At 45.6% G+C, this 25,437-nt stretch carries 24 protein-coding genes and 1 tRNA gene; 16 read left to right on the top strand and 9 right to left on the bottom strand.

Going from position 1 to position 25,437, the window contains the following annotated elements; genetic code table 11:
- Window positions 1-6: 6 nt before the first annotated feature.
- The 8 genes from HGH90_RS14550 (at window position 7) to HGH90_RS14580 (ending at window position 8,776) form a co-directional block, all read left to right on the top strand.
- Window positions 7-2,253: a SusC/RagA family TonB-linked outer membrane protein gene (locus HGH90_RS14550; protein ID WP_211172640.1), complete on the top strand. Its 2,247-nt coding sequence runs from the start codon at window positions 7-9 to the stop codon at window positions 2,251-2,253.
- A gap of 11 nt (window positions 2,254-2,264) precedes the next feature.
- A complete protein-coding gene (locus HGH90_RS31670) occupies window positions 2,265-3,080 on the top strand; it encodes a hypothetical protein (protein WP_211172641.1) in 816 nt (271 codons plus the stop codon).
- 18 nt (window positions 3,081-3,098) lie between these two features.
- Window positions 3,099-4,817 carry a RagB/SusD family nutrient uptake outer membrane protein gene (locus HGH90_RS14555; protein ID WP_169191396.1) on the top strand — a complete coding sequence of 573 codons (1,719 nt, stop codon included), beginning with the start codon at window positions 3,099-3,101 and terminating at the stop codon, window positions 4,815-4,817.
- A gap of 38 nt (window positions 4,818-4,855) precedes the next feature.
- A complete protein-coding gene (locus HGH90_RS14560; RefSeq protein WP_168762147.1) occupies window positions 4,856-6,355 on the top strand; it encodes a glycoside hydrolase family 32 protein in 1,500 nt (499 codons plus the stop codon).
- 170 nt (window positions 6,356-6,525) lie between these two features.
- Entirely contained in the window at window positions 6,526-6,900 is a 375-nt protein-coding gene (locus HGH90_RS14565; protein ID WP_169191397.1) for a DoxX-like family protein, read from the top strand.
- Window positions 6,901-6,907: 7 nt separating this feature from the next.
- Window positions 6,908-7,648: a DUF2071 domain-containing protein gene (locus HGH90_RS14570; RefSeq protein ID WP_168762149.1), complete on the top strand. Its 741-nt coding sequence runs from the start codon at window positions 6,908-6,910 to the stop codon at window positions 7,646-7,648.
- The gene (locus HGH90_RS14575) at window positions 7,636-8,385 is read left to right on the top strand and encodes a class I SAM-dependent methyltransferase (protein ID WP_169191398.1); all 750 of its coding nucleotides are present in this window, start codon (window positions 7,636-7,638) and stop codon (window positions 8,383-8,385) included. Before HGH90_RS14570 ends, HGH90_RS14575 begins: the two co-directional genes overlap by 13 nt.
- On the top strand, window positions 8,369-8,776 hold the full coding sequence (locus HGH90_RS14580) for a hypothetical protein (RefSeq protein WP_168762151.1): 408 nt from the start codon (window positions 8,369-8,371) through the stop codon (window positions 8,774-8,776). The genes HGH90_RS14575 and HGH90_RS14580 overlap by 17 nt, the downstream gene beginning before the upstream one ends.
- On the opposite strand, the gene HGH90_RS14585 is transcribed toward HGH90_RS14580, so the two are convergent.
- The 6 genes from HGH90_RS14585 to HGH90_RS14610 all read right to left on the bottom strand — a co-directional run bounded on the left by HGH90_RS14585 (window position 8,766) and on the right by HGH90_RS14610 (window position 12,697).
- Window positions 8,766-9,392 carry an alpha-ketoglutarate-dependent dioxygenase AlkB family protein gene (locus HGH90_RS14585; RefSeq protein ID WP_169191399.1) on the bottom strand — a complete coding sequence of 209 codons (627 nt, stop codon included), beginning with the start codon at window positions 9,390-9,392 and terminating at the stop codon, window positions 8,766-8,768. The genes HGH90_RS14580 and HGH90_RS14585 overlap by 11 nt on opposite strands.
- Before the next feature lie 115 nt (window positions 9,393-9,507).
- Window positions 9,508-9,921, bottom strand: coding sequence for an SRPBCC family protein (locus HGH90_RS14590; RefSeq protein ID WP_168762153.1), 414 nt, complete (start codon window positions 9,919-9,921; stop codon window positions 9,508-9,510).
- Window positions 9,922-9,924: 3 nt separating this feature from the next.
- Entirely contained in the window at window positions 9,925-10,428 is a 504-nt protein-coding gene (locus HGH90_RS14595; protein WP_168762154.1) for an SRPBCC family protein, read from the bottom strand.
- Window positions 10,428-10,745, bottom strand: a complete 318-nt coding sequence (locus HGH90_RS14600; protein ID WP_145671618.1) for an ArsR/SmtB family transcription factor — start codon at window positions 10,743-10,745, stop codon at window positions 10,428-10,430. The genes HGH90_RS14595 and HGH90_RS14600 overlap by 1 nt, the downstream gene beginning before the upstream one ends.
- Window positions 10,746-10,805: 60 nt before the next feature.
- Window positions 10,806-11,183 carry a DoxX family membrane protein gene (locus HGH90_RS14605; RefSeq protein ID WP_169191400.1) on the bottom strand — a complete coding sequence of 126 codons (378 nt, stop codon included), beginning with the start codon at window positions 11,181-11,183 and terminating at the stop codon, window positions 10,806-10,808.
- Between the two features lie 383 nt (window positions 11,184-11,566).
- The gene (locus tag HGH90_RS14610; RefSeq protein WP_169191401.1) at window positions 11,567-12,697 is read right to left on the bottom strand and encodes an acyltransferase family protein; all 1,131 of its coding nucleotides are present in this window, start codon (window positions 12,695-12,697) and stop codon (window positions 11,567-11,569) included.
- A gap of 402 nt (window positions 12,698-13,099) precedes the next feature.
- Between HGH90_RS14610 and HGH90_RS14615 the strand changes: the two genes are divergently transcribed.
- The 3 genes from HGH90_RS14615 to HGH90_RS14625 all read left to right on the top strand — a co-directional run bounded on the left by HGH90_RS14615 (window position 13,100) and on the right by HGH90_RS14625 (window position 14,592).
- Window positions 13,100-13,624 carry a hypothetical protein gene (locus HGH90_RS14615; RefSeq protein WP_169191402.1) on the top strand — a complete coding sequence of 175 codons (525 nt, stop codon included), beginning with the start codon at window positions 13,100-13,102 and terminating at the stop codon, window positions 13,622-13,624.
- Between the two features lie 173 nt (window positions 13,625-13,797).
- A complete protein-coding gene (locus tag HGH90_RS14620) occupies window positions 13,798-14,037 on the top strand; it encodes a hypothetical protein (RefSeq protein ID WP_169191403.1) in 240 nt (79 codons plus the stop codon).
- A 366-nt stretch (window positions 14,038-14,403) separates the two neighbouring features.
- Complete coding sequence (locus HGH90_RS14625; RefSeq protein WP_169191404.1) at window positions 14,404-14,592, top strand: hypothetical protein; 189 nt, start codon at window positions 14,404-14,406, stop codon at window positions 14,590-14,592.
- 134 nt (window positions 14,593-14,726) lie between these two features.
- On the opposite strand, the gene HGH90_RS14630 is transcribed toward HGH90_RS14625, so the two are convergent.
- Window positions 14,727-14,800: transfer RNA gene (locus tag HGH90_RS14630), tRNA-Asp, on the bottom strand.
- 172 nt (window positions 14,801-14,972) lie between these two features.
- Between HGH90_RS14630 and HGH90_RS14635 the strand changes: the two genes are divergently transcribed.
- A complete protein-coding gene (locus HGH90_RS14635) occupies window positions 14,973-15,926 on the top strand; it encodes an acetyl-CoA carboxylase carboxyltransferase subunit alpha (RefSeq protein ID WP_186452553.1) in 954 nt (317 codons plus the stop codon).
- A 79-nt stretch (window positions 15,927-16,005) separates the two neighbouring features.
- Entirely contained in the window at window positions 16,006-16,884 is an 879-nt protein-coding gene (dapA, locus tag HGH90_RS14640; RefSeq protein WP_168762160.1) for a 4-hydroxy-tetrahydrodipicolinate synthase, read from the top strand.
- 119 nt (window positions 16,885-17,003) lie between these two features.
- On the opposite strand, the gene HGH90_RS14645 is transcribed toward dapA, so the two are convergent.
- Both HGH90_RS14645 and HGH90_RS14650 read right to left on the bottom strand, forming a co-directional pair.
- Window positions 17,004-17,912, bottom strand: coding sequence for a ribonuclease Z (locus tag HGH90_RS14645; protein WP_168762161.1), 909 nt, complete (start codon window positions 17,910-17,912; stop codon window positions 17,004-17,006).
- Window positions 17,913-17,986: 74 nt separating this feature from the next.
- Window positions 17,987-18,361, bottom strand: a complete 375-nt coding sequence (locus HGH90_RS14650; protein WP_168762162.1) for a hypothetical protein — start codon at window positions 18,359-18,361, stop codon at window positions 17,987-17,989.
- A gap of 293 nt (window positions 18,362-18,654) precedes the next feature.
- On the opposite strand from HGH90_RS14650, the gene HGH90_RS14655 reads away from it, so the two are divergent.
- The 3 genes from HGH90_RS14655 to HGH90_RS14665 all read left to right on the top strand — a co-directional run bounded on the left by HGH90_RS14655 (window position 18,655) and on the right by HGH90_RS14665 (window position 25,436).
- Window positions 18,655-21,189 (top strand): ATP-dependent Clp protease ATP-binding subunit, encoded by a 2,535-nt coding sequence (locus HGH90_RS14655; protein ID WP_168762163.1) that lies wholly within the window; start codon window positions 18,655-18,657, stop codon window positions 21,187-21,189.
- Window positions 21,190-21,668: 479 nt separating this feature from the next.
- The gene (locus tag HGH90_RS14660; protein WP_168762164.1) at window positions 21,669-23,513 is read left to right on the top strand and encodes a hypothetical protein; all 1,845 of its coding nucleotides are present in this window, start codon (window positions 21,669-21,671) and stop codon (window positions 23,511-23,513) included.
- Between the two features lie 78 nt (window positions 23,514-23,591).
- Complete coding sequence (locus HGH90_RS14665) at window positions 23,592-25,436, top strand: hypothetical protein (protein WP_169191405.1); 1,845 nt, start codon at window positions 23,592-23,594, stop codon at window positions 25,434-25,436.
- Window position 25,437: the final 1 nt, after the last annotated feature.

Raw genomic sequence — 25,437 nt, forward strand, 5'->3', positions numbered from 1 at the left:
TCCGTTATGAAAAAATTATTTTACCTGCTACCCTTGCTGTTGTTTGGCCTATATACACTGGCACAACAAAGAAGCATTACCGGCACTGTTATCAGTAAACAAAATCATACGCCCCTGCCCGGCGTTACGGTGCAATCAGGCAATCAACACGCCATTACCAACGGCAGCGGACAATTTACCCTGTCGGTCGCTCCCGGCGATGTACTCACCTTTTCCTACATCGGTATGAAACCCCTGTCGCAAAAAGCCACCACGGGGAATATGCAGGTGGAGATGGAAGACAATGCCACCGACCTGAATCAGATCGTGGTAACGGGTTACCAGACACAAAAGAAAGCCGACCTTACAGGCGCCGTATCAGTAGTCAATGTCAGTGAAATAAAAGACATCCCATCCGGCAATCCGGTTAAATCACTGCAGGGCCGGGTACCAGGTGTATTCATTACCACCAGCGGCGATCCCAATGCCAGCGCCACAGTGAGAATACGCGGCATCGGAACCCTGGGCAACAACGATCCCCTGTACGTGATTGATGGTATTCCCACCAAAAGAGGCTTGCAGGAACTTAATCAGAACGATATCGAATCCATACAGGTGTTGAAAGATGCCTCCGCCGCCACTATCTACGGCTCCAGGGCCGCAAACGGCGTGATCATCGTTACTACAAAGAGAGCAAAGAAAGGATATAGCCGCATCTCCGCAGACATTTCCGCCTCGCTCCAGGACTATACCACCAAGCTGAAAACACTGAATACAGAAGGCCGTGGCCGTGCCTACTGGCAGGCGGCTGTGAACGACCATGCAGATCCCAACAACAACCAGATTTATCAATACGATTGGAACGGTGATTACAACAACCCGGTACTCAACAAAGTATTGCTGCCCGAATATATCGATGCCGCCAAAACCATGAAGCCGGCGGATACTTACTGGTACGACCAGATCGCGCAAACCTCCCTGCTGCAAACCTACAACGTAGCCATTGCCAATGGCAGCGAAAAAGGGAACTCGTATTTTTCGGTAGGCATGTATAACAACAAAGGCATCGTAAAAGCTACTAATCAGCAAAAGCTCAATGCCCGCTTTAACACCGATTATTCTTTCTTCAAAGGACGTTTGAAAATCGGTGAAAACCTGTCGGCTACCTACACCCGGGATGTATTAATCCCCTCCGGCGATGTACTTTTTGCAGCGCTCGTACAACAACCCGTAGTGCCGGTACATACCGTGTCTGGCGGCTGGGGTGGTCCCGCACCCGGAATGACCGATCGCCAGAATCCTGTCAGACTTATTGAAGACAACCGCCAAAATAAAAGCAATTTTGTGCGCATCTTCGGCAATGCCTATGCAGACCTGGAAATTATTCCTAACCTGCATTTCAAAAGCAGCTATGGCATCGACTATAACGGTACTTACCAGCGGGTACTGCGTAAATCCTATACCTCCGGATTCTTGTCAGATAATTCCAACTTCTCCCAAACCTCACAGGATTACAATGGAAACTGGGTGTGGCAAAATACTCTGACCTACAACCTGACCCTACAGCGGCACCGGTTCGATTTCCTGCTCGGCGCAGAACAGATCAAATACATGGCGCAGAACTTCTATGCCAGCAGGCAGGGCTACGCGTTGGAAAACATCGACTATGCCTACCTGAATGCCGGCTCCTCCAATAAAGATAATGGAGGTATCGGCAGTGGCTATACGTTGTTGTCTTATTTCGGTAAGGTCAACTATGCCTACGATAATAAATACCTGGCCTCTGTAACGCTGCGCCGCGACGGTTCTTCCCGTTTCGGGAAAGACAACCGCTTCGGTATGTTCCCCGCCGTATCACTGGGATGGCGTGTGAGCCAGGAAAACTTCCTGAAAGACAATGTCCCCTTTTTATCTGACCTGAAACTGCGTTTCGGCTGGGGCAAAACCGGGAACCAGGAAATTGCCAACAATGCTACTTACACGCTGTACTCCGCTATATATGGCATTGACCCCACCTGGGATTTCGATTCCGGCAGCGCATATGACCTGAACGGCGCAGGCTCAGGACAGCTGCCTTCGGGGTATACGCTCATCCAGCAAGGCAACCCTTCCCTGAAATGGGAAAGCACCACAGAGTCGAATGGAGGAGTTGATTTTGGATTATTCAACAACCGGTTAACCGGCTCGGTCGACTATTTCGTGAAAAATACTTCCGATATCCTTATCAGTCCCGCTTACCTGGCAGTAATAGGAGAGGGGGGACTAAGTTCGTAAATGGCGCCTCCATGCAAAACAAAGGCCTGGAAGTATTGCTTTCCTATAGCGGTAATATAGCGCCAGGCTTATCGCTCACCGTAACAGGCAACGTAGCTACCTACCGCAACAAGGTAACCAAACTGCCGGCAGAAGTACTTACTTCCTATCCCGGCAACGGTCAGGATAAAACCATCCTGGGACGCTCTATCAACTCTACCTTCGGTTATGTGGCAGATGGACTGTTCCGTTCCCAGAAAGAAGTGGACGACTATGCGAATCAAATCGGGAAGGGCCTGGGCCGTATCCGTTATAAAGATCTGAACAACGACGGCGTCATTGATGACAAAGACCGCGACTATATCGGTAAAGGAGACCCTGAATTTACCTACGGTTTAAATGTATCGCTGGAATACAAACATTTTGATCTGAGCTTCTTCCTGCAGGGTATCCAAGGCTTACAGGTATATAACACCTATAAAACATATACCGACTTCTCCTCACTATGGCCAGGTACTAACTGGGGACAACGTACCCTGAGCGCCTGGACGCCACAGCATCCGGATGCCACTATCCCGGCGCTCACGCTGGTAGACCGCAATAACGAAAACAGGACTTCTACCTATTTCCTGGAACCAGGATCTTACCTGAAATTAAGAAATCTCCAATTGGGATACAGCTTCCAACACTTATTCAGCAAGCGTTTGCAAACAGCGCGGGTATATATCCAGGGTAGTAACCTGCTCACTTTCAAGAGCCGGAAGTTCACCGCTACAGATCCTGAAAATCCTAATAACGCATATCCTATCCCCGTGATAGGCACCATCGGTCTGAACCTGTCATTCTAACATGCTAACACCGCTATCATGAAGTACACAAGATATATTCTTTTATTGAGCTGCCTGCTGCTCGGCGCATGCAACAAATTCCTCGACCAGGCGCCCCAGGGCGTTATCTCCGGCGATGACCTGGACACACCACAAAACCTGGAGAAAATGGTGGTCGCCGCCTACGCATCTTTAGGCAACGATCATTACACCGCTCCCTATTCCAGCATGTGGCCCTACGGTAATATCCGCAGCGGCGATGCCTATAAAGGTGGCGATGGCGCCGGCGATATCAGCGACTTCCACTTCTATGAAACATTTTCGCTCAACCGGGTCGACAATGGCTCTTCCGACCTGTTATGGTTTCGTTTATACGTGGGCATTGGCCGCGTAAACGATGCGCTGGCACGTTTGAATAAAGCTACAGAAAGCGCTTTCCAGCAGAAGACTGTACGCCAGGCAGAAATGCGGTTCCTGAGAGGACATTACTATTTCCTGTTGAAAGAATTGTTTAAATACGTGCCTTATATCGACGAATATGCGCCTAAGGCAAGCTATGATACGATTTCCAACAGGACGTATACCAGCGACCAGCTTTGGGCAAAGATCGCAGATGACTTTACTTTCGCCGCCGCCCATCTCCCCGATATACAACCGGAAGCAGGAAGGGCCAATAAGTTTGCAGCTAAAGCTTACCTGGCCAAAACCTTGTTGTACCAGGCTTATAAGCAGGACGATAACAACAACGTAACCAGCATTGACGCCGCTATGCTGCAACAGGTAAACAGCCTTTGTGATGAGGTGATCAACGCAGGTAAATACCAGTTGTCAACCGACTACGCCAATAACTTCCTTTCTAAAACAGAAAACGGTCCAGAATCGGTATTTGCCATCCAGTATTCAAAAGAGGATGGTACGCCCAAAGGCCGCCTGGATTACGGGCATGCGCTCGATTATCCCATGAACCAGGACTATGGCTGCTGCGGTTTTCACTCGCCCAGCTACAACCTGGTCAATGCCTTCAAGACCGACAACAGCGGCCTGCCCCTGTTCGATACTTACAACAATGTAAATGTGAGCAAGGAAAGTGATTTCCTCACCAACACCTTTGATCCGCGTTTAGATCATACAGTGGCCATTCCGGGACATCCGTATAAATACGATCCGGCATTTATTTATCAGCGCTCCTGGGCCCGTGCACCGGAAGTATACGGCAGTTATCTCAGCCTGAAAGAAGTGGTATTACCTACCGATCCGTCTTTCCAGAAAGTACCGCCATTTATGTCGAGTGCTAAAAACTGGACAATCATCCGCTTTGCCGACGTGTTGTTATTTAAAGCAGAAGCGTTGATAGAGCTGGGGCGCCCGGCAGAAGCCCTGCCGCTGATAAACCGTATCCGCGAAAGAGCCGGGAACAGCACCACCCTGCTAAAACAGGCCAATGGCAGCTTTACCTCTAATTATAAAATAGGCGTTTATCAGCCCGGCGTTAACTGTACCTGGACGCAAGACTTTGCCCGCAAGGCCCTGCGCTGGGAACGCCGGCTGGAATTTGCCATGGAAGGCAGCCGGTTTTTTGACCTCGTACGCTGGGGTATTGCAGCCGATTATCTCAATGCTTATTTTGCTGTTGAAAAAACACGCAGCGCGCATTTAAATGATGCAGCTTTTAAGAAAGGGAGAGATGAATACCTGCCGGTACCCTTAAATCAGATCAATTACAGCAAAGGGCTGTATAAACAAAATACCGGCTGGTAATCAATAAAAACCGATTTCATTTATATATTCATCTTATTATGAAAAGAATACTATTTCCACTACTGTTGGCAGCACTATTGCCCGGGCTACTCCAGGCCCAGGAAAGCACGATACCCACGCCACAATGGCGTCCCGTATATCATTTTACACCTGCTAAAAACTGGACCAACGATCCCAATGGATTAATTTACCTGGATGGCGCATATCACTTGTACTATCAGCATAATCCATTCGAGAATAAATGGGGGCATATGAGCTGGGGACATGCTACCAGCACCGACCTGGTGAATTGGAAACACTTACCGGTAGCCATCCCGGAAGTTGAAACCAAGGATACAACTACCTGGATATTTTCCGGATCGGCGGTATTGGATCAGCACAACAGCAGCGGCTTTGGCAAGAACGGTAAAGCGCCCATAGTAGCCATTTACACTGCCGATCAGCCCAAGCAGCAGAAAGAATCGCAGTTTATTGCTTACAGTAATGACGGAGGGCTCACCTATACGAACTACGCCAACAACCCGGTGGTAGATATCCATAAGAAGGATTTCCGTGATCCCAGCGTAATCTGGCTGGAAGACCAGCATAAATGGCTGATGACGGTGGCTGTACCTGCCGAACATAAAGTACAGTTTTACGGTTCGGTCAACCTGAAAGATTGGGAGCTGCTGAGTGAATTTGGTCCACAGGGCGATGCCCGCAAGATCTGGGAATGCCCCTCACTCACACCCCTATACGTAGATGGCAACCCCGCTAAAAAGAAATGGCTGCTGATGATTTCATCCGGCAACCAGGATGCTGCTACAGGCATGCAATATTTTACCGGTGATTTCGATGGTAAAACCTTTACCAACGATCATACTCCCGAAACGCAGCTCTTTGTAGACTATGGCAAGACATTTTATGCCGCTATTCCCTACAATCATCTGCCTGCTAACCACCAGATGATGATAGGATGGCTGATGCCTTTCGAAACGGCTACCTGGCCGTGGCGGGGACAAATGTCTATCCCCCGCGACTTGCAGCTAAAAACTACGTCGGCGGGCATACGTTTATTTCAACAACCGGCCACAGTATTGAATGGCTACCTGGAAAAATTGCCAGCAACTAAAAAATGGCAGCAGCGCAATGTTTCGTTGAACAGTAAAGTATTGCCCATTAACAATAGCCGGCAGTTTAATACCAATGCCAACTGGATAGATGCTACATTTACCCCGGGCACAGCCAGCGACTTTGGTGTAAAAGTAGCGCAACATAGTAATGGCAGTGGGGTAGTAGTGGGCTATAATGTACAGCGCCAGGAAATATATATCAATGATGGCAAAGATACCCAACATATGCCGGTACAGCCGGTCAATGGAAAAATTCGCCTGCAGGTATTACTGGATAAATCTTCGCTGGAAGTATTTGTAAATGATGGCGAAAAGGTGATGACTACACTGATATTTCCCGCCAAAGATGCTACCGGATGTGCAGTATTTGCAGAAAATGGGGGAGTACAGCTGAATACCCTGAAAGTATGGAATATGGATAAATAAAGAGAGAAGAGGATCAACACGGGGCGTTGCTGATGCGGGCAGCGCCCCATATTTTTTTATAGCAATTCGCTGCCGGATAAATTTGCTGCATGCAGTATTCGCTTAATTCCCCGAAATCATCCTATCTTGCTGTAGGTTAACCGGGTGCTGTTTTCATAAAGGAACAAAAGATGAAGGAACGAATTTATAAGTTCGGAAATATAGCCATTGCCATTGTTTGGATTGTAAACGGGCTGTTTTGTAAGTTATTAAATGGTGTAACCCGCCACGAGCTAATAGTAGCACGGATCCTGGGCCCAACATATGCTTCGCCTCTTACCCGTATGATTGGCTTCCTGGAAGTGTTAATGGCGGTGTGGGTATTATCGGGAATCAAGCCGCGATGGTGTACCTTGTCGCAAATGGTGTTGGTAGGTGCCATGAACATCCTCGAATTTTTTTTGGCGGGAGATCTCCTGCTTTTTGGCCCGCTGAACATCGTTATCGCAGCAATATTTATTATCTTACTGTATATACACGGCTATAGGCTGTCTGTAGAAAAATAAGCTGGTTATGTGGTCCCTTCTCAAGAATCATCCTTTTGCAGTACAGGCTTTTTTTGAAAATTCATTGGTACTCACCTATGCGCTTCCGGCAGAAGCACTGCAGCCGCTTGTTCCCGCCCCGCTTGAATTGGAGCGGTTTCAGGATAAATGGGCCTTTGTGGCATTGGCACTGGTGAAAACAAAAGGGCTACGGCCCAAAGGATTTCCGGCTTTTATGGGCAATGATTTTATTTTAGCCGGCTACCGGGTTTTTGTAAGGTATACTACCAGCCAGGGGAAAAGGCTAAGGGGATTGTTTATCTTGAAGTCGGAAACGAATAAGAAGAAAATGCAGTACCTGGGAAACTTGTTTACACACTACCATTACACCACTACCGATATGAAGATGATAACCGGCAATGAACTACTGGAGGTTACATCGGCACAGTCAGGTATACACATATCGGTCGATACTACGCAACCCGATACCGCGTTGCCAGCCACTTCGCCGTTCGACAGCTGGAAGGAGGCCCGGCGATTTGCAGGCCCACTGCCGTTTACATTTACCTGCGAACCCGGATCTGATAAGGTATTGATCATTGAAGGGGTAAGAGAACATTGGACGCCGCAGCCAGTGAAAGTTAATCATGCGGAAGTCGGTTTTCTGCGTGAGCCGGCTTTCCGGGAGGCGCGGCTGGCCAATGCTTTTCTCATCCAGGAAGTACCCTACTGTTGGAAGAAAGGAAAAACAGATGTATGGAAAAGATAGACAGGAAGCCATTCCAGGGTGTCGTAAACATCATCCGTTTCAACTGGCACTTTTACGTCATAGCGGTATTGCTGCTGGTGTTGTTGGGCTGTTTCAGTGAATACCTATTCTTGCAGGTAGCTTGCTGGCTACTCGCAGGAAGTGTGTTGTTGTCGCTTACAGCTTCCTGGTATATCTACGACAGGTCAGCATTGTATAGCCTTCATTGGCTGGATGACCTGGTTACATCGCCGGGTAAACAACTGATGAACGTGCATGCAGGATTTGATGAAACCAGCTACCTGCTATTACAAAAGTATCCGGAAAGTAAACTAACGGTATTCGATTTTTATGACCCGGTCAAACACACCGAAGTGTCTATTGAACGGGCACGCAGGGTTTATGCAGCTTATCCCGGCACTCAAACCATTACCACGGCTAACATACCCGTGGCTACGGCATCGGCCGATATGATCCTGGTTTTTATGGCAGCCCACGAGATTCGTGATGAGGCTGAAAGGAATATTTTTTTCCGGGAGCTGCGCCGCAGTTTACAAAGCCAGGGAAGGATTGTAGTGGTAGAGCATCTCAGGGATATCCGCAATTTCATGGCATATAACCTGGGGTTCCTGCATTTTTTTTCCAGGTCAACCTGGCAACGTACTTTTCTCGCTGCCGGTTTGGACATGGTTAGCGAAATAAAAATAACCCCTTTTTTATCAGCCTTTTTATTAGAGAAAAATGGAATGGCATCTTAAAACCATCGGATATATACTCGTGTTGCTGGCGCTATTGCACGCTTTTTTTCCAAAGTATTTTAATTGGAGAGAAGAATTTGCGCCGTTGACGCTTTTAAGCAGGCAAATTATGTATGTGCATACTTTCTTTATTGCCTTAATAGTACTGTTGATGGGAATAGGATGCATTTATGCGGCAGAAGATATCTTGCATACCCGCCTGGGGCATTTGTTGTCATTGGGCCTGTTCATTTTCTGGATTTGTCGTTTGTTCTTCCAGTTTTTTGTTTACTCTCCCTCGCTATGGAAAGGCAAGCGCTTTGAAACCACTATGCATATTATCTTTTCTTTTCTCTGGGGCTATTTTAGTATAGTCTTCTTTATGATATTTAAGGCCAATATCAATATTTAATCACCCGGAAGGTAAGGTTAATCCGCTCTTTTACCGGTTTACTGGTTTTAGGCACCTGGTGCTGCCAATGATGTTGCAATGCGCCCTGCATGATGAGCAAACTGCCATGGGTTAAAGGAATCTCTATTTTTTCTTTCGTTTGAATATGCCGCAAATGAAACTTCCTGGTAGCGCCAAAATTCACGGAAGCAATCACAGGATGCTGCCCCAGTCCCGGCTCTGCATCGGTATGCCAGGCAATGGAGTCGTTTCCATCGCGGTATAGGTTCAATAACACGCTGTTGAAAACAACTCCTGCCAGTGGATTGATGCGTTTGTTGATATCCATTAAATCGGCCGTCCATGGTTGGGGATGGTGCGTAACGCCGGAAAATGTATAGGAGGTCCCCTCTTCGCCATACCATGCGCTTAACCGCGGAAAATTCACCAGTTTGCCATAGAGCTGCATTGACTCCTGCTTCCACTGGATCTGTTCTTTCAGTGAGGTAAAGAATGCATCACTTTCCGCTTTGGTGAAAAAGTCAGGCTGGAAATAATAGGCGCCATCGCGAATGGTATGTAGTCCCGGTGATGCGGGGTGATTAGCGGCGTCTTCAAATAAATCTAATTGGCCCATGATTAAAGGTAGGGAAATCGTGGGAATGAAGGCATAACGTGTATGTTTAATGCAGAGAAAAATAAAAAAGGGAGATGTCATCACATCTCCCTCCCAATACATATATTTGTTATCATTAATTTGCTTCCGTATAACTTTTAAAGTTATTCAGGATCGCCTGCCACCCGTTTTTCTGCATTTCAATCGGGTGTTCTGTTTCCGGGTCAAATGCAACATCTACTTCGGTTTGGTCATCCTTCTTTTTGAAGGATACGCTTGCTTGCCGGCCGTTAGGCATGGTATAAGTAAATTTTTCGCCATCCACTACTTCATCATATACGGCTTCAAAGTCGAAGCCAAAACTTCCGTCCTTGGCTTCCATCCGGGCAGCGTATTTTCCGCCTACGCGCAGATCGTTGGAAGCGGAGGGGCAATGCCAGGAAGGATCAGCAAAGTTCCATTTTGTAATGTGTTCAGGACGATTATAATAGTCCCACACTTTTTTACGGTCCGCATGTACGGTGGCGGTTACGGTTACTTTGTTGCTCATTTTTTATGACTTTAAAGTGAGTAATAATTCATCGAGTTTATTCAGGGTAGCAGTCATTCCTTGTTCCATGCCCATTTGAATGACTTGTTCCAGGTCTGCCAGCGATTTGTAGGTAACGATGGTTTCCACCAGGGCGTTTTCTCCTTTATCAGTAAAAGTAACTAGCCATTCTGCGCGGGGAAGCGCTTCATTGATTTCAGCGGCTTCATTACTAAAAGCATCCAGGGAAGTGTAGAAGTCAATGGCTTTGATCTTCAGGTAGGCGGTATAGCCCCAATACTCTGTGCCGTTGGGTTCTACCATGGCATAGTGCCAGTGACCTCCTTCGCGGAAGTCCATCGATTTTGTTTTGGTAGTTAATGGAGCGGGGGCAAACCAGCGGTCCAGTAATTCACTTTTGGTGTAGCAATCCCATACCAATGGCCTACCGGCCAGGAACTCACGCCTGATAGTCAGCGTATTATTTTTTTTATCTGCGATGAAGTCAAATTGCAAATTAGGTTTCATTATTTTTTCTTTTTTATAGTAGCTAAAAGTTGATCAAGTTGGTCAAAGCGGCTTTCCCAGATTTTCCTGAATTGTTCCAGCCATTTATCTATTTCTTTCATTTTATCAATTTCGAGTTGATAAAATATTTCCCGGCCCTGGTGTTCCTGCTTCACCAATTCACATTCCGTGAGGATCTTCAGGTGCTTGGAAATAGCTTGCCGGGTGGTATCGAAATGCTCAGCAATCGCGTTGGGGGTCATGGCCTGTATGGCAATTAAAGCGATAATCGCTCGTCTCGTCGGATCGGCAATGGCCTGGAAAATATCTCTTCTCATACAGGTGTCATTTCATTTTTTAGTAGATCAGGAGATGCGCTCCGCCATTCTACCAGTTTATTACCTGATCATCGGCAGGTACTTTTCCCTGTTGTCGATCATTACCCAGGCAATGATGGCGATGAGCACCAATACAATAGGCAACCCTGATGGGGCCATACTGATATTGGCCAGCAAAATACCTATTAAAACCGGTAGAATAACAATAGCTCCCAGCGCCCTGGTTTTTGGGATCATTAACAGCAGGCCACCAAGCACTTCTGTGGCGCCTACCAGCGGCATCAGCCAGCCTATTTCCATAAATGCCATCCCGGCTTTTACCATTTTCTCCGGCATGTCTTTAGGCATAGGCATGTAGTGGAAGAATTTGTCTAACCCTGCATTCATGAACATCAGGCCTGTCAACAGGCACAACACAAAAAGGATTTTGTTTTTCATAATGACGTAATTATAGTAGTGAAACCAATTGGTTGCAAATATATGTGCAACTGATCAGTTTCGCAAATTTTTTTGAAGAAAATTTCGGGAGAGTGTTCGCATTGAGCATCAAGGCAATGTTCAGACGAATCGCAATCAGTATCGGGATTTGGCAGTCCCCAATAAAAAATGATACTAAAGGCCATTCCCGCTCCTAACGTGGCAACCGCGCAACTGTTTGGTCCTGTTCGGGATAACTGCCTAGGCAATGTTGTCAACATTGCCTAGGCATGGAGACAATACAGGGGGCAAGCTGGCCGGGTTGACATTGTACTTGCCGACGGGAGGGGCTTCCCACTATTCTTTGGGACCTAGAAGATTCGGACCCAATATTGATCGAAAAATTATCCTATTAATGACGACGGCAAATGGTCTCTTTTGGTAAAATGTCGTCGTAGATTCATCATAGGTACTTCGTAAAACCGATATAAGAGAAATGAAAATACGATAGTTACTACCCAAAATAGGAGCAATTGAACATATATATTTATAAGGAAGGTTTTGGCCAGCTTCTGAACTAGCATGCTCTGAACTATAGTGTAATTTATCAAATACATCGAATAAGATATGTGACTTATGAATGTGATGCTCCGATAAAATATTCCATTGGATTGCATGGTTAGTGAAGATAATTTAGGGAGAAGCAGTAGCGTCCCTATGGAGAAGAAGGTAAGATTGTAGTAATTGAAAGGCAGAACAGGAATGACCCAGAAAAGCCGGTATATGTTGGGCGCAAAGAGTATAAACAAGCCTATAAAGAATAGTTGATTTTTATATCTTTTCCATATCTCGAAATCATAAAACATTAGGAACGCCCCAAGGAAGCCATACATGATTCCGTCTAATCTGGTAACAACCTGCTGTCCAATCATTTTTCCATAATTGGCATCTGGGGCTAACCCAAGTATCCGGAATGACCTAAAAACGGTTACAGCTCCGATTACCATAATAATGCAAGCGATAATTGCCTTTTTCTTTTCTACTTTCAGAATGGATATAGCTATAAACAGTGCAGCCGGAATCAGCAAATAGAACCACTCTTCCACTGCCAGGCTCCACGCTTCAGAAAAAAAATTGGGATGAGGGAAAAAGAGGCTTTGAGAGAAGAAAAAATAGCTTACCAGGTTATCAGGTAATGTATCTGGCCTTATCAACGCTAAGAATAAGGCAAGTACAGACAGAACTAAGAAGTAATTTGGAAGTGTCCTTAACCATCTCCTCAGCCAAAAATTAATTAAATCTCCCTTATTGAATTCATCTCGATGAATCGTTTGTAAAAGTATTCCTCCAATTAAGAAGCCGCTTAGAACAAAAAAAATACCTACACCATCCACTAGGAAGAAGCTAGCTATTGTACTTGGAAGTATTTTTTCTAAATACACGTAGCTATGTGTATACATAACTAATATTATGGCGCTTGCACGGAGGATATCTAGTCCAAAAATCCTTTTGGGTTGCTTAGAAGCTACAATCATTATAGTATGTTATATTGCGCAAATATAGTATGTATAACGTTATCCTCCAAGCATTTTCATTGAAATGTGTGCTGGATAAGCATTTCATGGGCTTACATTTTTACAGGTAAATTCCAGGCTAATTCAGGGTATTGATGGTTCTGATGATATAACGGCAACGCTGTATAATCTTATGTTTAAGTCGATTCGTGAATATTTGAATCTTTTTCTGGGAATAGGTGTAGATTGGTATGTTCGCGTACCCCTATACTCACACACATGCCACTTACGAAACGCTGTGGAGAAAAAGAATCCGGATACCTTCCCAAACACCCCTATTAACAGGAGTCTGGAATAAAAATTGCGGCCTTAAGCTGTCGGACCTTTTATTGTATTTTTTTCCACATTTTAAAAATATAGACAATGAAAAAGGTGACCACAATTATTCCCGCCATCATGCTGCTATTTATTTCTTGCAGTAAAACAGAAATTGATAACCAAACCAAATTAACGACTGATTCAAAGCTTGCTACAGCTAATTCGACGGCAATGGTTGCCCAGGGCAACACGACATCCGGGATTAAAAGCACTATACCAGCTTATTATGACTCCTCCCTTTTCAAGATCCAATTTGTGGAATTCTCAGCCCAGGCTGAGGCAAGCCAGATTGCACACAACAAGAGCCTGAATTTCATTTATCAATCTGATCCCGGGTTGCCCAACAACCAGCCTTTTATTAGCGTGATAGATGCTATCCCCGGAGATGGCTTCAATCCTGTTTGGAGAGAGGTGCAGATTGTATTTAATGCGGGATTCACCCCACGCCAACTGTTTAGTGATAATGAGGTATTGGCTGCGGCTTCGGGAACGCACCCTGAAATTACGCTGAACATGACAAGCGAAGTATACTGGTGTCCGGTTATAGGTCAAAAGCCGGTTACAAAGTAGCGCTTATTTGAGGGTATTTTCTTAAGATTTGGTTGCACTATTTCATTTTGCAACCAAATGAGAGTTAATTATGCCTGGCTTTTCAGGCGAGGTATGCCAGGTACCTGGAATCGATTTTTTTAAAGTACTATGTCGTTTTGCCACGTGTATATTTTATACATGATAGTATTGTCATGTATAATAAAGAATACGCTATGGTTACAATAAATTTTGAAGAAACTTTTGATCCGGTAAGCATTGAAAATGATTTTTCTCAAATGATTTTTAATTCACCCCAGGTTGATGGAACAATTAAACAGATACTGGTGAAAATCGATCCGCATCCAGATTTGTATTTGCCAAATGTATTTAATCTTGGTTTTGGTCCACCTGATGAAACTGGAAACTTTCATGATGATATGATATACGCTTAAAGCATACCGAAAATAGTAAGGTCTTTTCTACTGTTTTATTTCATGGGCTAACCTTTTTGCAAGTAAACCCTGACTTAACTCTAGGTATTGATGGTTCTGATGATGTTAGAGCTACGATGTACCATCTTATGTTTAAATCAAATCGTGAATATTTGAATGATTTTTTTGTGGGTATAGGCGTAGACTGGTATGTTCGTGTATATAGAGATTGGAGCTATGAGGTGGATACTGCCGGGAATATTTTATCTAAACCTAAACCAGAATTATTTAATTATGAGCGGACCAGGCATGATCTTTATCGATATTACATGTTTCAATTGAAGTGAGACAAGGATATTGACCAAACTATTTAACTATATTTGTGGTATGAATCAAAATATTCAACAGAAGATAGATCAGTATAAAAAAGCTGCCCAGACGAGTCCGGGTAGCAATCCCAAGCCTGTACGATCTAAATCAGTTCGTGTTGATAGTTTAGCGCAGGTAATTCGTTCTCAAAAGGATGCTGAAAACTTCATGGCAGAACTTAACAGTATTGTTAAACGGGCGCAATAAATAATAATATTTTCAATATTGATCTAAAAAGGGATGACTTATGTCATCCCTTTTTAGATCCTGGAACGGCTACCGTCACCTTTATCTCCACAAAGCAAAAAAGCCACACCTTTTTAAGATGTGACTTTTATTTGCGGACCGGACGGGACTCGAACCCGCGACCTCCGCCGTGACAGGGCGGCATTCTAACCAACTGAACTACCGATCCGTTACTGAAATAAAAGGATAAAATATCCCTATCTTTCTGTATCCCAATTCGTTGTATTCCTCCGTTTTGGGATTGCAAAGATAGTAACAAAGTTCCCAATTAAGCAAATCTTTTTTAAAAAATATTTTCAGCATTATCTTTACACCCGATCTTTAACCAATTTAATCAAATTATGCAATTCCTGGATTTCGAGAAACCTATCGCTGACTTATATGAGCAGTTGGATAAGCTGAAGGAGAATGGTGCAAAATCTGGCGTAGATGTATCGGCTACCGTAAACGAATATGAACAAAAAATTGCGGCTACCCGTGAACATATCTATGACCACCTCACCGCCTGGCAGCGCGTACAGCTGAGCCGTCACCCAGATAGGCCCTATACTATGGCGTATATCGAAAAAATGTGCACCAACTTTACGGAACTGCATGGCGACCGGAATGTAAAAGATGATAAGGCAATGGTAGGCGGTTTCGCCGACCTCGATGGCGAAACAGTCATGTTTATCGGCCAGCAGAAAGGTATCAACACCAAAATGCGCCAGCTCAGAAACTTCGGAATGGCCAATCCGGAAGGATATCGCAAAGCCCTCCGCCTGATGAAACTGGCTGAAAGATTCAATAAGCCCATCGTAACGCTGATCGATACGCCCGGCGCTTATCCTGGCCTGGAAGCCGAAGAAAGAGGTCAGGCTGAAGCCATCGCCCGCAATCTCTTCGAAATGGTAAAACTCCGCGTGCCCGTTATCTGCATTATTATCGGTGAAGGCGCTTCCGGTGGTGCATTAGGCATCGGTATCGGCGACCGGGTATTTATGCTGGAAAATAGCTGGTACACCGTTATTTCTCCGGAAAACTGCTCCACGATCCTCTGGCGTAGCTGGAACTTTAAAGAAAAAGCCGCTGAAGAACTTAAACTTACCTCCGATTACATGAGCCAGTTCGGACTGGTAGACGGTATTGTACGGGAGCCCCTCGGTGGTGCCCACGTAAATCCCGATGAAATGGCCACTATCCTGAAAAAAAGAATTAAGGAAACATTGGCAGAATTAAAGCAAATCGATCCCGATACCCGCATAGAACAACGTATCGACAAGTTCTCCCGCATGGGTTTTTACGAAGAGAAATAAAAAATATTTAGAGATCACAATAAAAATTTCGAATTTCGGCCTTCGGAATTCGAAATTTTTATTTTCCCGTAAACGCAATATGGAACAACTAAAAGGCACCGGGGTGGCATTAGTAACACCCTTTAAAGCAGATGAAAGCATAGATTGGAATGCTTTGGAAAAATTGATCAACCATGTGATCGATGGCGGCGTTAACTACGTTGTAACCCTTGGTACAACTGGTGAAACACCTACGCTTTCTGCAGATGAAAAGCTGGATTTGATAAAATTCACTTTCGAAAAGGTGTCGAAGCGGGTGCCTGTAGTGGTTGGTATTGGCGATTACAATACCCGGGATGTGGTAAAAAGACTGGAAAAATGCCCGCTGGAGGAAGCTGCGGCCGTCCTCAGCGTTGCACCCTACTACAGCAAACCTACCCAGGAAGGGATATACCAGCACTATAAAACAATTGCAGCGGCCTCTCCTAAGCCCATTATCCTGTATAATGTGCCCGGTCGTACCGGCCGTAATATGACCGCCGAAACCACTCTGCGCCTCGCGCATGAGGTGGAAAACATCGTGGCCATGAAGGAAGCCTCCGGCGATATGATGCAGTGTATGCAGATTATTCGCGATAAACCGAAAGACTTCCTCGTGATCAGCGGCGATGATGCCCTGGCCCTCGCACAGCTGGCCTGCGGCATGGACGGCGTTATTTCCGTGGCTGCCAACTACTTTGCCACCGATTTTTCCAGTATGGTGCATGCCGCACTGGTAAATGATTACCCGGCAGCCCGCTCCCTCAACAACAAGATGCTGGAAGCATTTGACCTGATGTTCTCCGAAAACAACCCGGCCGGCATCAAAGCATTCCTGCACCACGACGGTATCGTCGGAAATAATTTCCGCCTCCCCATATTACCCGTTTCTGATCCGCTGTACGCCAAAATTTCCGCGTACCTGGAACAATACAAGTAAGCAGAAGACGAAAAGCGTAAAGCAAAAAGCTATTGTAGCGAATGATCTTAGCGATTATTTAAAAATCGCTTTGGTTATTCGCTACAATAGCTTTTTGCTTTACGCTTTATGCTTTCCAGCTATATAAGATATGTTACTCCTTCCTCCGCAATTTCCGTAGCTGTAAAAACAGGCCGGGATTCGTCCAGGAAAGGTTGTAACTCGGTGTATTTGGAAGAAAAATGCCCGATCAGCAGCTTCCCGGCACCGGCTGCCGCCGCAAGACTGGCCGCCTGTACAGAAGTGCTGTGGTAACGTTCTGCCGCCCTCTCCTGTAAATCATGCAGGTAGGTGGTTTCATGGTAAATCATATCGGCGCCCTGTAACCAGGGTAATAACCCGGTATCGTAAATGGTGTCTGCACAGTAAACATATCGTTTCCCGGGGGGAGGAGGAAGCGTCACCCAATCGTTTTTAACGATATTCCCGTCTTTTTGCTGATAATCGGCGCCATCCTGGAGTTTGGAGTAATAGGCTGCCGGGATCTCATATGCCCTGGCCTGGTCCGGCAACAGTTTCCGCTTGCGCTTCCGCCATTCAAAGGAAAAACCAAAGCAGGAAATCCGATGCTGGGTAGGAAAACAACGTACCTGCAACTCCCGGTCCTCGAGAATAAGGCCACTATAGCCTTGCTGCAGCGGTACAAAAGACAACTCGAACTTCAGTACCGTAGCGGAACAATCCAGCTGCAGCTGGATAATCTGCTCCAGTTCTGGAGGCGCATATACGCTGAGCGGCTCCGTACGCCCCATCAGGCTAAGGGTATTTAACAAACCAATTAACCCGAAATAATGATCGCCGTGCAGGTGGCTGATAAATATATACCTCAGCTTACTGCGCCGGATGCCGTACCTGGCCATTTGTATCTGGGTGCCTTCTCCGCAGTCGACCAGCAGCAACTGGTCGTTGCAGGTAACTATCTGAGCGGTGGGGTGCCGCGTCAGGGTGGGAATCGCGGAATTGTTACCTAATATTGTGACTGCAAACATTTAAATAGCTTTATCTTTCTGTGGTTAGACCGGCGCCCGGCCAAAATTTACCTCATAGCGCCCCTGGCCCTGCTTTATTCCATACCATCCAGTAATTCCCGCTCCAGCTCCTCCATCATGATAAGGTCGATCGCTTCCGCCATCGTAGGAGCAAGATTAAGCATATCATCACCCGCCGCCTTCAGGTTGGCTGTTAAAATGTTGTTAACTCCGGTGATGGCGCAGGAAAAATGATTGTCATACATACACCGGTAGACTGTTAAAATGGCTTCGATGCCTTTCTCGTCTGTTTTCTCCACCAATGCCATATCCAGTATGAGATTACGTCCCGCCAACTCCGGCAGGGAAGTTGCCGTGTGAATGAAGTCTTCTGCCAAATTAGCATCCAGGACGGATATTTCCGGACAAAAAACGACTATTTTTTCTTTGGTATCAATTTTGAATTTCATGCGTTGGACGTTGTTTTATACTTGGTAATGGAATGTTGAACAGAGGGAAGCCGCCTATAAAATATAACCGCAAGAGATCGAAACATAAACCTCCGTTTCTTCGTAGATATTTTTAAACGAACGTACCCGCATCAACGCAAAAATAATTCTTATACTATTAAAGTGTAAGTTGTTTAAGTTGAAAAAAGGAATAACTTCATTACAACATAACGTGATAATCTTAAGTCAGAATTATTCGTTATTATTGTATAGGCAAGCCCCCGTAAGGGTTTTTATAATTTAATAATCTCACAATGGACCAGAATTTTTCACCGCAAGTTAAGGAGATCATTTCGTTCAGCAGAGAGGAAGCTTTACGACTGGGAAATGACTTCATAGGTACTGAACACCTGCTGTTAGGTATTATTCGAGAAGGCGAGGGCACGGCCGTAAAGATTCTGCAGGCTTTGAACGTAGATCTGTACGAGTTACGCAAAGAAGTAGAGCTGGCTGTAAAAGATAAGACCGGAAAGAATATTGCTAACATTAATAGCCTCCCGCTTACCAGACAGGCAGAAAAAGTGATACGTGTCACTGTATTGGAAGCCAAAGCACTCAAAAGTGCTACGGTAGAAACAGAACACCTCATGCTTTCTATACTCAAGAATAAGGAAAACGTTTGTACACAAATCTTACAACAATTTGACGTGGACTACGATACTTTTAAAAACGAACTGGGCTTTGTAAAATCTGCGGACCCTAAGTCAGAATTTGACGATCCGGGCGAAGAAGAGTTTGAAGACGAAAGAAAGAGTTACGCATCCAAAGCCAAACAGACAAATACCAAATCCAAAACGCCCGTACTGGATAACTTTGGTAGAGATATTACCAAGCTGGCCGAAAGCGGCAGCTTAGATCCGATTGTTGGCCGCGAGCAGGAAATTGAAAGGGTTTCCCAAATACTTTCCCGCCGCAAAAAGAACAATCCGATTCTTATTGGTGAACCCGGTGTAGGTAAAACCGCCATCGTGGAAGGTCTTGCGCTCCGTATCGTGCAGCGTAAAGTTTCCCGCGTATTGTTCGACAAACGCGTGGTAAGCCTCGACCTGGCCGCCCTGGTGGCCGGTACTAAATACCGCGGCCAGTTTGAAGAAAGAATGAAGGCCATCATGAATGAACTCGAGAAAAACAGGGACGTTATCCTCTTCATCGATGAAATTCATACCATCGTTGGCGCAGGCGGCGCTTCTGGCTCCCTCGATGCCTCCAATATCTTTAAACCAGCCCTGGCCAGAGGAGAACTCCAATGCATTGGCGCTTCTACCCTCGACGAGTACCGTATGTACATCGAAAAAGATGGAGCTCTCGACCGTCGTTTCCAGAAAGTAATGGTAGAACCGCCTTCCGTGGAAGAAACCATTATGATCCTGAACAATATCAAGCCGCGTTATGAAGAATACCATAACGTTAGCTATACAGACGCAGCCATTGATGCCTGTGTGAAACTGAGCGACCGTTACATGACCGACCGTCTCCTGCCAGACAAGGCAATCGACGTTCTCGATGAAGTGGGCGCCCGGGTACACCTGAAAAACATCAACGTGCCACAGAATATCCTCGACCTGGAAAAACAGATCGAAGATATCAAACAGGAAAAGAATAAGGTGGTGAAAAGCCAACGCTTCGAAGAAGCCGCTGCGCTCCGCGATACTGAAAAGAAACTGGGCGAAGACCTGGAACGCGCGAAAGCCATGTGGGAAGAAGAAGTGAAGCACAAACGCTACCCCATCGATGAAGAAGCCATCGCAGAAGTAGTCAGCATGATGACCGGTATCCCTGTTAAAAGGATGGTACAGGCAGAAACTGAAAAGCTGCGCCGCATGGGCGAAGATCTGAAAGGAGCCGTGGTTGGACAAGACGATGCCATCAGCAAAGTCACCAAAGCCATACAGCGTAACCGCGTAGGGCTGAAAGATCCTAAAAAACCAATCGGTACCTTCATATTCCTCGGACCTACAGGGGTGGGTAAAACAGAGCTAGCCAAATCACTGGCCCGCTACATGTTCGACTCCGATGAAGCACTCATTCGCATCGATATGAGCGAATACATGGAAAAATTCTCTGTAAGCCGTCTCATTGGTGCACCTCCGGGATATGTAGGCTACGAAGAAGGTGGCCAGCTGACCGAAAAAGTACGCCGTAAACCTTATTCCGTCATCCTCCTCGATGAAATCGAAAAGGCACACCCGGATATTTATAATCTCCTGTTGCAGGTACTGGACGATGGTATCCTCACCGACGGCCTCGGTCGTAAGGTGGACTTCAAAAATACCCTCATCATCATGACCTCCAATATCGGAGCCCGTCAGCTGAAAGATTTCGGTGCAGGGGTAGGGTTCTCTACCAGCGCAAGATCCGGCGGCGAAGAAGAAAATACTAAGTCAGTGATTGAAAAAGCACTGAAACGTACCTTCTCCCCCGAGTTCCTCAACAGAATTGACGACGTTATCATCTTCAACTCCCTGGCGAAAGAACATATCTATACTATCATCGATATCACGATGAAGAGCGTATTGAAACGCCTGAACAACCTCGGTTTCAGCCTGGAATTGACAGACGAAGCCAAAGGCTTCCTGGCCGATAAAGGCTACGACCAGCAATTCGGCGCCAGACCATTGCACAGGGCTATCCAGAAATACCTCGAAGATCCCCTGGCAGAGGAAATCCTCAACATGAATATTCATGACGGTGATATACTCGTAGCAGACCTGGATAAAGAAAATCAAAAGCTGATCTTTACGCTGCAAAACAACTCTTCTAAGAGTAAATCCGAAAAATCAGAGGCGTAAACCACGCTAAATAAATCAATAAACAACGCCCATCAAGGTATAAAAGCCTTTGATGGGCGTTCTGTTTATAACATCTTCATGTTAACGCCCTTACATATTAATAGTTTTTACCGGTATTCTCTGGCCATAACAGCCTCTGCTATGTGCCATTCTCCCTATTTAAACCGACGTCATAACACTCATTGGGTAGTTTTTGTACATCCCAAGGCAAATATTTCAAACTAAAATGGTATGATCATGTCATTTTTTAAAAACATTTAATATGTCACATTTGCAGTATGTATTCTATATAACCTATATAAGTAGGTGCTTATGAAAGATAAATAAATTATGTTTTTTTAAGTATTATTTAGAACAGACAAACCGAACCGAACGGGTTTTCCTATAACCTCCGAATAACACCTTTAGATCCTTGTAATTAACCCTTCGGCATTATATGCGCCGAAGAAACTGAGTATTAATTATTTATCCTTATATCTATGCAAAAATCTTTACGCATCGCAGCCCGCGTTATGCTAATAGGTGGTGTAAGTCTTATCGCCACCCAGGTACATGCACAGTTGAAAGTAGGTAAAAACCCTACTTCAATCCAGAAATCAGCAATTCTTGAACTGGAATCAGACAAGCAAGGTTTACTGTTGCCACGTGTGGCCGACACCTCACTGATGACCACCCTGAATCCACCCGACGGTATGATCATCTACTGGACAGCAACCGGGGTAGAAGGTTTTTATGTAAGACACAATTACAAATGGGAAAGAATGGCTACCAAAGCTTCCTCCTGGGACCTGCTCGGTAACTTCATTACAGATGCTACCACCCAGTTCGTCGGAAGCACCAACAACGTACCCTTCGTCCTGAGAGGCAACAACAAAGAAGGTCTCCGCATTGATGACGGGAACGTAATTGTGAAAAATGACCTCACACTCAGCGGGATCACCGCTGGCGCCAACACCCTGATGGACGCCGTAATTGTGGATCCAGCCGGTAAAATATACAAACGTACCCTCACCGCCGCCGCTTTTTCCGACTTCATGATCAACGGTTCTAAAATGCTGGATCAGCAGATCAATACCGACAACGCTGCAGGCGACTATAAATTTACTACCACCACTTCCGGCACCACAACTACACACCAGCTGAGCATCGCTACTCAAACCGGTGGAACAACCGGGCCAGCAGTAGGTTTACTGACCAGGGCAGACTGGAATACATTTAATACTGCGGCTAATAAAGCACTGCAGATAGCCAACTTCATCGATGCCGCAGATGCAAAAGGTTTAACAATAGGTACAGATGCCTCTAGTAATCCTACCATCGCATTAAATGCAGCCACAGAGCTCACACCGGGTGGTGTAAATATTGGTACCCAAACTTTTGGCGGAGCTAAAACATTTGCCGGAAAAATTACCGGTAAAAACGGACTCGATGTAACAGCAGGTGGCGCCAACATCACCGGCGTAACAAATATCACCGGGGCCACCAATATTACCGGTCTTACTACCATCACCGGTAATACCGAAGCAGGTGGAAACCTCCATGTAACCGGTACTTCTACACTCGACAACAAATTAATCATCACCACCGGCGGCGCAGATGTAACTGGTAACACCGGCATCACCGGCGACTTACACGTAACCGGCAAATCAGCGCTCGATAATACCGTTACACTTGGCAGCACGGCCGCCGGAACTACTTCCGATCATAAAGTATTATTGCTCAATGCCAGCAAGGAAATCATTACCAGGGACCTGCCGGAATCAGCATTCACCGACGTGACCTTTGCGTCAGATCACACCGGTACGGATCTGAAAGTAGTAAAAGATGCCACCGCCAATAAAGTAACGGTGAGCATCCCACAGGCCGATCCATCTGTTATAGGCGGTCTGGTAAGTAATGTATCCCAGTCTTTTGCAGGAGATAAAAGACTGGCCGACAACCTGTCTGTTCAGAAATATGTGAAAATCGGTGATACTACATCCCTCGCCAATTCTACCTTACAGGTAGCAGGCTCCGTATCTATGGCCATTAAAGAAATTGCATCCGGTCCATATACGGTTGATGCCACCGATTATACCGTAGTCGTAAAAAGCGGTAGCGCCGTTACTGTTAACCTGCCCACCGCCGCAGGCTCCAAAGGCCGCATCTACACCATCAAAAAAGCCGCATTTGATGCTACCAACAATCTTACTAACACGGTAACTGTGAAAGCCCAGGCCGGCCAGTTTATTGAAGATGGCAACTCCATCGACATCTACAACGACTGGACCTTTATCACCGTGCAATCAAACGGTACCGATACCTGGTATATTATTAAGAAATAAGGTTGGACAGTATTTGAAACGGCTACGTATAACCGTAGCCGTTTCCTCCCTCTTTCGTGCTTATTTAAATGATGATGTATGAAGCTGCAAGGGCTTGTAAAAGTATGTGCTGTAATGCTGTTTTGTTTGGGCAATCAGCGTTTGCTGGCACAACAGTTAAAGCTGGGTACTAATCCCACCCTGCTGGATAAAAATGCGTTGCTGGAGCTTAACAGTGACAAACAAGGATTTTTACTCCCCCGTGTTATAAAAGCGCAAATCCTTTCCGGCGGAGCCTTATATGGCGCCTCCGAGGGTATGCTAGTATATATAACAGATGATAAAGCACTATACCTTAAGAAAACAACCGGGTGGGAAAAAATAGACTTTTCCATCCTGACAGCCGGCACAGGTATCGGGATTGCCGGAAATACGATTAGCAACAACGGCGTAATCAGCTTCAATAGCCGCACAGGCGCCGTAGGACCGGCCAGTGGCGATTATAACCTTAGCCAGATGGGAGATGTGACGATCACTACGCCCACCGATAAACAAATATTGCAATACCAGGGCGCCACCAGCAAATGGGTGAATATTACCCCCTCATTTGTAGACGCTTCAAGAAAATTAACATTACAAGCTGGTACAGGGATTAGCAGCGTTGCAGCTTCTCCTGTAGGTACTGACCTGTCGGCCGACAGAACCTGGACGATCAAGGCAGACAATACCAATGCAATCTGGAACGCTAATCAAATTCAGGGAAAAAGCATATTAACCACCACTCCCAATGAGGGCGACCTCTTCACCTTTACTGGTGGAAGCTGGACTCCCAAAGCTTTTAACTCCTCCGCCTATATTCAAAATACTACTGCCACCCAAACTGCTTCCAACTTTAATATATCAGGAAACGGCGTCATCGGCGGTACATTGACAGTAAAGGGATTGACGCCTGGTTCTGTGCCATATGTCGGGACTGGCGATGTAATCTCCGAAAATAATACACAGTTGTTCTGGGACGGTACAAAGTCATTGTTGGGAGTGGGCACTAATACTCCGGTGAATAAAGTAGAAATTGCGGGGCCTCCGTCCACCACAGCACCTTTCTCTACCAGTACTTCCGGGCTCCGGTTAACAAACCTGGCAACAGCCACACCAACATCAGCAACTTCTAAAGTACTTTCTATCAATAGCTCCGGCGACGTAATTTTAACAGATAACCCCGCTACCACCAACTGGTTAACAGGTGGTAATGCCGCTACCAGCACACAGTTCCTGGGAACGACGAATGCTGTTGATATGGTAGTGAAATATAATAGCAAAGAACTTTTCAGGGGATCAAGAGGTCAAACTGCTGCAGAAAGTGGTGGAGCAGATTTTTCTGCATATACCTTAACGCTCATGAATAATGCTACAAAGTTTAATGGTCACCCACTGATAATACGAGCAAATGGTAATGATGTATTGGCATTTGAAGATGCAAATGGCGTCCCCAAATGGCACTGGAATATATTGGGGGGCGGATTAAATTTTGTGGAAACCAATGTAAAAGACTACCGCTTGTTTTTGCAGAACGGGGGAAACGTAGGGGTAGGAACAAATACACCAGCTGCCTTACTGGATGTAGCAGGTACCGCTAAAATCGGAACCGGTGGAACGGTATTAAATGGCGTATACAGAGCGGTAAATGTTAATGCAGTAACTACGAGTATTCCAAATAGTACTACGGCAACCACTACGGTAACATTCACGGTCACAGGTATCGACGGAACATTGGGCGGAAATGTTATTATAAACCCAAGATTTGACTTTCCATTTAATCTTCGGTTGATCTCCTCAAGAGTGAGTGCAGATGATACCGTGACTGCGATTTTTGTTAATACAACTGGCGGTGCATATTCTTTGACCGGAACAGGTAAACGCTTCGATATTACTGTTATCCAATAAG

The sequence above is a fragment of the Chitinophaga sp. Ak27 genome (assembly GCF_012726295.1).
Classification (GTDB): Bacteria; Bacteroidota; Bacteroidia; order Chitinophagales; family Chitinophagaceae; genus Chitinophaga.